This is a genomic window from Sneathiella aquimaris (genome assembly GCF_026409565.1).
Lineage (GTDB): Bacteria > Pseudomonadota > Alphaproteobacteria > Sneathiellales > Sneathiellaceae > Sneathiella > Sneathiella aquimaris.
The window spans coordinates 2,633,516-2,644,925 of the sequence record NZ_CP112881.1 but is presented as its reverse complement, the minus strand read 5'-3'; the positions used below and the strand labels follow the sequence as shown (position 1 = coordinate 2,644,925).

9 protein-coding genes are annotated in these 11,410 nt (G+C 48.3%); 6 read left to right on the top strand and 3 right to left on the bottom strand.

From position 1 onward, the window contains the following. Window positions 1–11: 11 nt before the first annotated feature. Window positions 12–1,706: a formate--tetrahydrofolate ligase gene (locus OIR97_RS12400; RefSeq protein WP_181017955.1), complete on the bottom strand. Its 1,695-nt coding sequence runs from the start codon at window positions 1,704–1,706 to the stop codon at window positions 12–14. A gap of 390 nt (window positions 1,707–2,096) precedes the next feature. On the opposite strand from OIR97_RS12400, the gene OIR97_RS12395 reads away from it, so the two are divergent. From OIR97_RS12395 to OIR97_RS12380, 4 genes are all read left to right on the top strand, one after another. Next, window positions 2,097–3,464, top strand: coding sequence for a type I glutamate--ammonia ligase (locus tag OIR97_RS12395; protein ID WP_169546191.1), 1,368 nt, complete (start codon window positions 2,097–2,099; stop codon window positions 3,462–3,464). Between the two features lie 31 nt (window positions 3,465–3,495). After that, a complete protein-coding gene (gene pdxR, locus OIR97_RS12390; RefSeq protein ID WP_169546021.1) occupies window positions 3,496–4,950 on the top strand; it encodes a MocR-like pyridoxine biosynthesis transcription factor PdxR in 1,455 nt (484 codons plus the stop codon). 130 nt (window positions 4,951–5,080) lie between these two features. Beyond that, window positions 5,081–5,935, top strand: coding sequence for a TauD/TfdA dioxygenase family protein (locus OIR97_RS12385; RefSeq protein ID WP_169546020.1), 855 nt, complete (start codon window positions 5,081–5,083; stop codon window positions 5,933–5,935). A gap of 47 nt (window positions 5,936–5,982) precedes the next feature. After that, window positions 5,983–6,849: a type 1 glutamine amidotransferase gene (locus tag OIR97_RS12380; protein ID WP_169546019.1), complete on the top strand. Its 867-nt coding sequence runs from the start codon at window positions 5,983–5,985 to the stop codon at window positions 6,847–6,849. A gap of 15 nt (window positions 6,850–6,864) precedes the next feature. On the opposite strand, the gene OIR97_RS12375 is transcribed toward OIR97_RS12380, so the two are convergent. Beyond that, window positions 6,865–7,623, bottom strand: a complete 759-nt coding sequence (locus tag OIR97_RS12375) for a DeoR/GlpR family DNA-binding transcription regulator (protein WP_169546018.1) — start codon at window positions 7,621–7,623, stop codon at window positions 6,865–6,867. A gap of 282 nt (window positions 7,624–7,905) precedes the next feature. Here OIR97_RS12375 and OIR97_RS12370 point away from each other — a divergent pair, with 282 nt between their 5' ends. Then, the gene (locus OIR97_RS12370; protein ID WP_169546017.1) at window positions 7,906–9,297 is read left to right on the top strand and encodes an aldehyde dehydrogenase family protein; all 1,392 of its coding nucleotides are present in this window, start codon (window positions 7,906–7,908) and stop codon (window positions 9,295–9,297) included. Window positions 9,298–9,306: 9 nt separating this feature from the next. After that, entirely contained in the window at window positions 9,307–10,485 is a 1,179-nt protein-coding gene (locus tag OIR97_RS12365) for an iron-containing alcohol dehydrogenase (RefSeq protein WP_169546016.1), read from the top strand. A gap of 54 nt (window positions 10,486–10,539) precedes the next feature. Here OIR97_RS12365 and OIR97_RS12360 read toward each other — a convergent pair whose 3' ends face one another. Continuing rightward, a complete protein-coding gene (locus tag OIR97_RS12360) occupies window positions 10,540–11,403 on the bottom strand; it encodes a DMT family transporter (protein WP_169546015.1) in 864 nt (287 codons plus the stop codon). Window positions 11,404–11,410: the final 7 nt, after the last annotated feature.

Below are 11,410 nucleotides of genomic sequence, written 5' to 3'. Positions count from 1 at the left end.
GTTTTTAAGCGCTAAAAAAGACCCACGATTTGACCATTTTCGTCGACATCAATTTTGTCCGCTGCGGGGACACGGGGCAAGCCCGGCATGGTCATGATATCACCGCAAACCACAACGACAAATTCGGCGCCACTTGCTACCCTGATTTCACGAATGGGAACGGAGTGATTTGAAGGAGCGCCTTTCAGGGTTGGATCCGTTGAAAAGCTGTATTGGGTTTTAGCAATGCAAACAGGAAAATGGCCAAATCCTTGTGCTTGCAAATCGTCAAACTGGTCGCGCACTTTCTGGCTGGCCATTATGTCATCTGCCCGATAGATGTTTTGCGCAATGGATTTAACCTTGTTCCATAAGGTTGTTTCATCATCATAGATAAAGTTAAGAGCGCTTGAATTTTCGTCAATTTTATTGGCAACCACATGGGCCAGCGCTTCTGCGCCTGCTCCGCCATTTCCCCAATGATCCGAGACGATCGCATCAACACCAACTTCAGCACAAATCTGAATTACGGCAGAAACTTCTGCTTCTGTGTCTGCTGAGAATTTATTGACGGCAACAACAACTGGCAGGTTAAATTTCTTCATATTTTCAATATGCCGGATAAGGTTCTTTGCGCCATCCCGAACGGCCGTCACGTTTTCTTTGCCAAGATCCTCTTTACCGACACCGCCGTGCATTTTCAAAGCGCGGATCGTAGCAACAATGACTGCGACTTCAGGGCGAAGGCCGGATTTTCTGCATTTGATATCGAGGAATTTTTCTGCACCAAGATCCGCGCCGAAACCTGCTTCTGTGACAACATAATCAGCAAGCTTCAATGCTGTTTTTGTCGCGAGTACAGAATTGCATCCATGGGCAATATTGGCAAATGGCCCACCGTGGATGAACGCCGGATTATTTTCCAGTGTCTGTACAAGATTGGGTTGAAACGCATCTTTCAGCAAAGCCGTCATGGCACCATGCGCGTTCAGGTCCTTGGCAAACACAGGCGTGCGGGTCCGGGTATAACCCACAATGATGTTGCCAAGGCGGTTTTTTAGATCATTCAGATCGGATGCCAGACAGAAAATCGCCATCACTTCAGAGGCAACGGTAATATCAAAATGGTCTTCACGGGGAAAGCCATTTGCGACACCGCCGAGACTGTTCACGATATTTCGAAGCGCCCGATCGTTCATGTCCACGACACGCCGCCAGGTAACGCGCCGTTCATCAATCTCAAGCGTATTGCCCCAATAAATATGGTTGTCGATCATGGCCGCCAAAAGGTTGTTTGCAACGCCAATGGCGTGGAAATCACCGGTAAAATGCAGGTTGATATCTGTCATCGGAACGACCTGCGCGTACCCCCCCCCTGCAGCACCGCCCTTCATACCAAAGCACGGTCCTAATGAAGGTTCACGTAAACAAATCATCGTGTTTTTGCCAATTCGGTTCAGCGCGTCTCCCAGCCCCACAGTTGTGGTTGTTTTGCCTTCTCCAGCGGGGGTCGGCGTCATCGCCGTCACCAGAATCAGCTTGCCATCCGGTTTGTCTTGTAAGGTTTTTATATAATCCAGTGAGATTTTTGCTTTGTAATGACCATATGGTTCTAGATTCTGGGCATCAACGCCCAGTCTCTCTTTTGCTATATCCAAAACGGGCTTCATGCGGGCTTGGTTTGCAATCTCAATATCGCTTTTAGGATTACTGTGCTGTGAGGTCATTTGGCTTTTCCACTGATCGATTATTGGCATTGGTGAGAGGGTATACCCTCTTCGTGGACTTGAATTATTAAACAGAGTGTGTCGCTGGAGGGCTTCTCGCTATCCATGATACGACATTTAGTCTTCAAAACACGCTTATGACGATAAGGTAAGGATAAAGACTGCCCGTATATAACGCCTTTTTTAAGGTATAAAGTGCGTGTTGCAAAGTGACTGGAAAATTTGGACATATCAGAATTTTGTGAATTTATGTTTGAATTTTGTTGTGAAAGGCCCTTCAATTTTGTTGATTTTAACGTCCTTTTGAGAGATTCTCTCCCCATTCTAATTATATGGCTCAAATTTGAGTATTGGGCCGGAACAATAAATTTCAGGTAGTTGGACATTATGATGGAAGCGAGAGACGTCAAAACGGTTGAGGACGCAAAGAAAATTGTCGAAGAGCGTGGCCTTGACTATGTAAAAGTCGGTATTTTTGATATCGACGGCGTAATGCGGGGAAAATATCTCAGTAAATCCAAGTTTTTTGGTATTCTGGAAAAAGGATTTGGCTTTTGTGATGTTGTCCTGGGCTGGGATGCCAACGACCAACTTTATGACAAGGAAAGTTATACCGGTTGGAAGACAGGTTATCCGGACGCGCACGTTGTTCCCGTTATTGACAGTTGCCGTGATCTTCCAATGGAAGACAATATGCTTTTGTTCCTGCTTGAATTTGGTGACCGTGCTGAAGCGGTTTGTCCGCGTGGTACATTGCGCAAGGTGCTGAGAAAAGCCGAAGCAATGGGGTTTAAGGCAACCGCTGCCTGTGAATACGAATTTTTCATGTTCAATGAAACGCCGAAATCGGTCCGCGAAAAACATTATAAGGATCTTGAGAATTTTACACCTGGCTTCTTTGGGTATTCCATGTTGCGGGCGTCGGTCGAATCTGATTTTTACGAGCAGCTTCTGGAACTATGTACCTTGATGGATATGGAGCTGGAAGGGCTGCACACGGAAACTGGCCCCGGGGTTCTTGAAGCGGCGATCGGGTATGATGAAGCGTTGGCAGCGGCCGACAAGGGCGCCTTGTTTAAAACCTTTACAAAAGTTCTGGCGCAGCGCAACGATCTGATGGCAACCTTTATGGCCAAATGGTCTACAGAATATCCGGGCCAAAGTGGTCACATTCATCTATCGCTTGCTGGATTGGATGGAAAAAGCGTCTTTTTTGATCCATCAAAAGCCGATAGTATGAGCGATGAAATGCGGTATTTCATAGGCGGACAGCAGAAACTGATGCCTGAATTGCTGTCCATGGTTTCTCCAACAATTAATAGTTACACTCGTCTTATTCCGGGCGCATGGGCACCAACGGAAGCCAGCTGGGGTGTTGAGAATAGAACCTGCGCTTTGCGGGCCATTCCAGGCGACGCCAAATCCCAGCGGGTTGAATATCGGATCGCTGCCGCGGATATGAACCCTTATCTTGCAATTGCCGCCGCGCTTGGTTCCGGTCTCTGGGGAATTGAAAATAAAGTAGAACCAACCGAAGGGATTGTGGGCAGTGCCTATGATCAGGAATTCCCGGATCATCTGGCATTGCCGCAGACGTTATGGGATGCGGCAGAGCGCCTGAAAAAATCAGACGCGGCCCGCGAATTGTTCGGCGATGCCTTTGTTGATCACTATGCAATTACACGTGAATGGGAAGAACGGGAATTCCGTAAAGCCATCACTGATTGGGAAATGCAACGGTATTTTGAAATTATCTAGCCTTGTTGTTGTTTTTGCGATTGGGTAACCCATGCTTTTCTCAATCAACAAAAACAGTCACACCAGCATTCAGGAGCAGCTGCGAAACACAATTGTCGCAGCGATCCTGAATGGACAGCTTGAGGGCGGTGTTCGCCTCCCTTCAACGCGCCGTCTTTCCTTTGATCTAAGCGTTTCCCGAACAACGGTCGTTCTTGTTTACGAAAAACTCGTTGAAGACGGATTTCTGATTTCTGCCAATCGTTCCGGTTTCAGGGTCCGGGAGGGACTACCCGGTGTTTCTCGCGGTGGGGTGATGCCGGAGGGCGGCTCTGAAAAGACGTCACTCGACTGGCAGTCCCGGTTCAAGAAAAAACCGGGGCAACAAAGCAACATCGTTAAACCTGCCAATTGGCAAGATTATAAGTATCCCTTTGTTTACGGTCAGCCTGACCCCGTTCTTTTCCCGCTTGCCGCATGGCGTGAATGCTCTCGTCAGGCAATGAGCGAATTGGCCATGCGGGAATGGACAACAGATGCGTTTGCCCAGGATGATCCTCAGCTTGTTAATGAAATTCGAACGAAATTATTGCCAAAACGGGGTGTCTATGCTGACGAGAGTGAGATCCTGATTACCTCCGGGGCGCAAAATGCATTATTTTTGATTGCGGCTCAATTGATGGCCCGCGGAACGGTTGTCGGTGTCGAGGATCCAGGGTATCCGGACGCTCGGAATATCTTCTCTATTCAAGGGGCTGAACTTGTACCAATTCCGCTTGATCGGGAAGGGGCCTGTCTTTTTGGAAAAGCGAAAGCCTGTGACTACCTATTTTTAACGCCCAGCCATCATTCTCCAACAAACATCCGGATGTCGGAAGAACGTAAAACGGCCTTTCTGAAAATGGCGTCTTTGCATGACCAGATTATTATTGAGGACGATTATGAAAGCGATATTCATTTTCAGGATAATCCGTCTCTCGCCTTGAAGGCATTGGATCAAACCGCCCGGGTGATTTATGTAGGAAGTTTATCCAAGTCGATTTTTCCAGGGTTGCGCCTCGGATACATTGTGGCAGATCGGGTTCTCATTTCAGAGCTACGGGCTTTTCGGCGATTAATGCTTCGGCATGCACCCAGCAATAATCAGCGCACTACCTCTTTATTCATCGCTCTTGGGTACCATGACACCTATATCCGAAAACTCCATCGGATATACAAAGAGCGCCGAGAAATCATGAAGGATTGCCTGGATAAAGATCTGCCCGGTTTATGTCGAATACCAGATGTCGGCGGAACGAGCTTTTGGATGCAGGGCAATGAAGTAATGGATGCTGAAAATCTTGCGCGCAGGGCATTGGAAAAAGAAGTGGTTATAGAGCCGGGGCATCTCCATTTTTTTGAACCGGAGAAAAACCGTAACTTCTTTCGCTTGGGTTTTTCGTCAATCGATGGGGCACGAATTCCGGATGGTATTCGCGCGATTGCCAGCTTGATGTCAACCGTATAATCTGGTCTTATCTAATATTTAGAATTGGACCTAACGAGCGGCAGCCTGATCCTCTAACTAGAAGGTATGGCGTAATCAGGACCGCGCGGAAATCTGGCGTGAAATTTTTTGTGATGGAAAGGTTTGGACAATGGGATCAAGTACGATTGAGATTGAACCGTTAGCCAGCTCATTAGGGGCTTATATTCACGGTGTCGATTTATCCAAGGCGCTGTCTGAAGAACAGTTTCAGGACGTTCACGATGCTCTTGTTGATAATTCCGTGGTTTTTTTCCGGGATCAGGATCTGACGCCGGAACGCCAACTGGAATTTGCGCGTGGGTTTGGTACGCCAGAAGTACACCCGATTGTAGCAGGGTCAAATGATCATCCTGAATTGATCGAAGTGTTAAAACCTGCGGGTGAAGGCGCATCCTTTGGGACAGGGTGGCATACGGATAACACGTTTTTTGAAAAGCCAAGCATGATCACAATGCTTTACGGCATTGAAACACCGCCCGTCGGCGGGGACACCATGTGGGCCAGTATGGAAAAAGCCTATGATCATCTGTCAGATGGTATGAAAGAGCTTCTTGATGGACTGGTCGCGGTTCATTCTGCCAAAGTGGCCTTTGACCCAAGGACTACAGCAGAGAAATATGAAGGAAAACACTCTCTTAAATATACGTACTCTGATGCGGTTACACAGGAAGTCGAGCATCCGCTGATCCGGACCCATGATGTTTCCGGCAGGAAAAGTATTTTCGTCAATCCCATGTTCACAATTCGCATCAAGGGAATGACTGAAAAAGAAAGCGCTCCGATCCTTCAATATCTTTATGAGTTCTCTACCCAGCCAGAATTCGCCTGTCGTTTTCGTTGGGAAGATAAGTCGGTGGCGATGTGGGATAATCGCTGCACCCAGCATTATGCGATGAACGATTATGTCCAATATCGCCGTTTAATGCGCCGCGTGACAATTGGTGGTGATAAACGGCCTGTTTGATCAGGTAAAAAGAACAGATGTGGATTTGCGGGTTTTGGGGATGACGGATGGATTTTAAACAGGCACGTTTTCTGGTTTTGGATGGCTACCCGAAAGAACACCGGGGGCCTCTTGCCGATAATCAGGGAACGTTGGCAGGTGAGCTTTATGCGACTTTAATACGCGACTGTGCTCCCGGATGTCAGGTTGATATCGCATTTCCTGCTGATCTGGACAGCATGTTGCCGTCAGGAGATGATCTGTTGGCGTACGATGGAGTTGTTTGGACCGGATCCAGCTTGACCATTCATGATGAACAGGATGAACGGGTTATCAGGCAAATTCGATTTGCCCAAGCGGTGTTCGAAAACGGTATGCCCATGTTTGGCAGTTGCTGGGCCGCTCAGATGGCAGTCACGGCTGCAGGGGGTACTTGTGCGAAAAATCCCCGAGGCCGTGAATTCGGTCTTGCTCGAAAAATCTGCCTGACCGGGGCAGGGCGTGGGCATCCGATGTTCAGTGGTAAGAAAAGCGTGTTTGACGGGTTTACCAGTCATGAAGACGAGATTACTCACTTGCCTGAGGGTGGGGTTTTGCTTGCCTCAAATGACTTCACATCGGTTCAGGCCGTCGACGTAACGTATAAAGGTGGATCCTTCTGGGCGGTTCAGTATCATCCTGAATATGACCTGCATGAAATTGCCAGTTTGTGTCGCTGGCGCCGGGAAGGGCTGACAGCTCAAGGGAACTTTGCCTCAATTGCAGATGCTGATCTGTTTATTGAAAAGATGGAAACGCTTCATCTGTCGCCAGAACGCAAAGATTTGAGATGGCAGCTTGGTGTTGATCAGGATGTGCTTAATCCAGATATCCGCTGTCAGGAGCTGAGAAATTGGCTTGATTACAAAATTAAGCCCAATATCAAGAATAAATAGAGAACGCTGTTGATGCTAAGGGGCGACTTTAATTTTACTGGCGCCGATCTGGTCAACAATCTCGTCCGGGGGCATTTTGTCCGTCAGTAACAAATCAATCCGGTCCAGATCACAGACCTTAACGATGCCCGGTTTCTGGAATTTGGTGTGATCGGCTGTCACGATCAGTTTCTCCGTCATCGGTAAGGCGGCCCGTTTAAATTCGGCTTCTGCCAGATCGAAATCCAGACACCCTTGGGCCGGATGAAGGGCACCAATTGACATAATGGCATATTGTGTTGTGAATTGGCGGGCGAATTCAATGGCGGTTGGTCCATAGGCAGCACTATCGTCTGAGCGGATTTCACCCCCGGCCATAAACACACGGTTGTAGTTGCGGGAGCAAAGCTCTCGAGCCACTTCTGTGGAATTGGTCACAACAGTGAGGTTCCGATGGGCAATCAGTTCTTTTGCGAAGTAGCATGAAGTGCTGCCATTATCGATCAACAACGTTGTTCCGTCTGGAATTATTTCAGACGCCATCTTAGCGATCTTTAGCTTTTCGTCCCGTTGTTCCTGTAGTCGACTGAGAAACGGCGGCTCTAAAGAGCTGTGCGGCAGCATGACACCACCATGAATTTTTTCAACAGAGCCGGCAGAGGCAAGATGACGGATATCTCGCCGTATTGTTTCGTCCGAGACATCGAGTTGGCTTGCCAGTTCTATGACACTGCAGGACTTTCGAACCTGCAAAACCTTCATTATTTCAAGCTGGCGTTTGGATTGTTTTATCATGGAGTGCTGACTTTTTTTTCGGATAGGGTGAAATTGGTAGCATAAAATGAGGAAAACGGAAAACAAAATGTGGAATTCCAAAAAAGTGTATTAAATTTTGTTGAGTTAATGAAGGTATTCGTCATAAAGCCAAGATTTTTGAGTAAAATATGTGAAAAAAATAGTTGAGCTATATGGGTGAAAGTGGGTAAATACGATTTGTTTTTTGAGGAGCGAATGGATGCTAAAAAATGGCTGCTCTTCTCTTTAATTTCTTCACATGCCAGATACGGGATTTCGTATATGTCCGATAGTTTGAAAACCTACAGCCCTGTCGATGGGACCCTTTATGTTGAACGTCCCTATATGTCTGAGGATGCAATCCCGGGTTTACTGGATACGGCGACTGCTGCACAAGCCGACTGGAAAAATAAGTCGGTTGCCGAGCGCGCAGAAATTTTGACCCGTTGCGTCGCGAATTTTGAAAGTAAGAAAGACAAAATTGGCGAAGAACTCGCTTGGCAGATGGGACGCCCTGTCAGATATGGCGCGGGGGAAGTCGGTGGCTTCGTTGAGCGCGCAACGTACATGATTTCAGTTGCAGAAAACGCATTGCAGCCAGTTGCCGTTGATGAAAAAGAGGGCTTTACCCGATATATCAAACGGGAACCACTGGGGGTGGTCTTTACAATTGCGCCTTGGAATTTCCCCTACATGACAGCAGTAAATTCGATCGTTCCTGCTTTGATGGCTGGGAATGCCGTTATTCTGAAACACGCAACGCAGACACATTTATGCGGCGAAACAATGCAGCAGGCTTTTGAAGAAGCGGGCTTGCCCAACGGATTGTTTCAACTGGTAACGGCAACCCATCAGTTTGCTGCCAGTCTTATTCAGTCTGGTCGAGTTGATTATGTGGCGTTCACAGGGTCTGTTCCTGGCGGCGCGGCAATGGAAAAAGCGGCGACTGGCCAGTTTATTGGTGTTGGTCTGGAGCTTGGCGGTAAAGACCCGGCCTATGTCCGTGCAGATGCAGATCCCGCTTATGCAGCAGAGAACCTTGTCGACGGCGCCATGTTCAATTCCGGTCAGTCCTGTTGTGGTATCGAACGGATTTATGTGCATGAAGATGTGTATGATGCGTTTGTCGATGCTGTCGTAAAAACGGTAAACGGTTATGTACTTGGTAATCCGCTGGATCCGGAGACAACCCTTGGCCCTTGTGTGAATGCAAAGGCTGCTGATTTCGTGCGGGGCCAAATCAAAGACGCCGTTGCTACGGGGGCGAAAGCCTTGATTGATCCTGCTTCCTTCGAAGCAGACAAGGAAGGAACACCGTATCTGGCGCCACAGGTCTTGGTAGATGTGGACCACACTATGCGCGTGATGACTGAGGAAAGCTTTGGTCCTGTTGTTGGTATTATGAAAGTTTCTTCCGATGAAGAAGCGATCAACCTGATGAATGATAGTGAATTTGGTTTGACAGCGTCTGTCTGGACCAATGACGAAGCTGCCGCCATCGCGATCGGTGATCAGGTAAATACAGGAACATGGTTTATGAACCGGTGTGATTATCTTGATCCTGCATTGGCTTGGACAGGGGTGAAAAACTCTGGTCGGGGGTGCACATTATCCACGGTTGGTTATGAAAGCCTGACCCGTCCAAAATCCTATCATTTGCGTACCAAGATTTAAGGAAGTTCAATGTCTGATACTATTGAAAACTTACAGGGTAACTGGAACTACCCAACTGCCGTTCGCTTTGGCGTCGGTAAAGCCGCCGGGATCGGAGAAGCATGCCGGGATTTGGGTATGAGAAACCCTTTGCTGGTAACGGATCCGGGACTGGCAGGACTTCCAATGATTGCCGATGCGGTCACCAGCTGTGAAAAAGCTGGTTTGACCTGCGGTGTGTTCAGCGACATCAAGCCAAATCCAGTTGGCCAGAATGTAGACGATGGCGCAGATGCTTATAAAGCGGGAAATCATGATGGCGTGATCGCTTTTGGCGGTGGCTCGGGGCTGGATGCGGCCAAAGCAATTGCCTTGCTGGTTGGGCAGACCCGTCCGCTTTTTGATTTTGAAGATGCAGGGGATAACTGGACCCGCGTGATTGAAGAGGGCGTAGCCCCAATTGTTGCGGTTCCGACCACGTCCGGAACTGGCTCGGAGGTTGGTCGCGCATCGGTCATTACCGATGAGGCCAACCATGTAAAGAAAATCATTTTTCATCCGAAAATGATGCCGTCTATTGTGGTGGCGGACCCTGCCTTGACTGTCGGATTGCCTGCCCATATTACGGCGGCAACCGGAATGGATGCCTTATCGCATAACCTGGAAGCTTATTGCTCGCCATTTTTCCACCCCATGGCTGAAGGGATTGCGGTAGAGGGTATCCGGTTGGTGAAAGAGTATTTGCCCGCAGCGGTGAAGGATGGCAATGATTTGGTTGCCAGAAGTCAGATGATGATCTCATCAACAATGGGTGCGACGGCTTTTCAGCGTGGCTTGGGCGGCATGCATGCCCTGGCTCATCCGCTCGGCGCTTTGTATGACGCTCATCATGGGTTGCTGAACGCAATTCTGATGCCGTATGTCCTGATCCGCAACCGCTCTGTCATTGAAGACAGAATGAGCCGTTTGGCAGCTTATGTCGGGCTGGAAAATGCGTCTTTTGATGGCGTGTTGAATTGGGTTCTGGACTTGCGTCAGGAACTAAAGATCCCGAATGATCTAGGCGCCCTGAACATCGACGATGCCAAGGCCGATCTTGTCGGTCGTATGGCAACTGAAGATCCATCAGCTGGCGGAAACCCCATACAGCTTTCGGCGGATGAGTATAAAGACGTGTTTCTAAAAGCCGTTAAAGGTGATTTGAGCTGACGTTAAAAGCTAGCCAAAATGTTAAAGAGGCAGGTTATGATGACCTGCCTCATCTTACCCGTACAGAATAACGGTAATAATTCCGGCAGATAATATCGCCGAGGCGATCAGTCTGCGGGCAATCGCCCCTTCATTTAAAAAATAGCCCCCCAGAATAACGGAGAGCGGAATAGAGGCTTGGCGAATGGTTGTGACAATCGCAACATCGCCCCCCATTGAATAGGCTATTAAAATCAGACAATAAGATCCGTAGACACAGGCAATCAGTTGAGCGTTCAGGAGGGGTTTTTCCAAGAACCGCGAAAGCCCCAAAAATCGAGGCGGACGGTTCCCCATAAGAAAGTTTGCTATTACCAGCAACGGCCAACAAATAAGTTGTGTCCAGAAAAAGAGAACGGGCGGTTCCAATCCGAGCATCAGGCGGGAATCCGCCAGTGAATAAATACCAGTGGCACACATGGCGAGTGTCGCAAGGCCTAGCGTTTTCCCATCATCCAGCAGGTTGTGCCCGCGGCGATACAGAAGAAGAATGGCTCCGATCAAGACAAGAGTAATGCCGACAAGAACCAGAAGGGAATAGTGAATTCCCAAAACAAGAAAGCTGAAGGCAACGATAAAAACGGGAGAGGCTCTGATAATCGGGTAATAGGCTGAAAGATCCCCACGTTTTAACGTTGCGGCCAGCGCCAGATTATAAAGAAGCTGTCCGGCAACCGAGGCAGAGATCAGCATCCATTGATCTGTGTCAAGCCAGAAGTCAGCACCGATCAGCAAGCCATGGATAAGACCAACCACCGCAATACCAAACGACAGGGTAATGAAAGCGAATTGAGGTTCATTGTCTTTTTTTGCAAGTAAGTTCCATAACGGATGCAAAAAAGCAGAACACAGAACGAGGAGGATAATTGTAAGGGTCAAAATATTT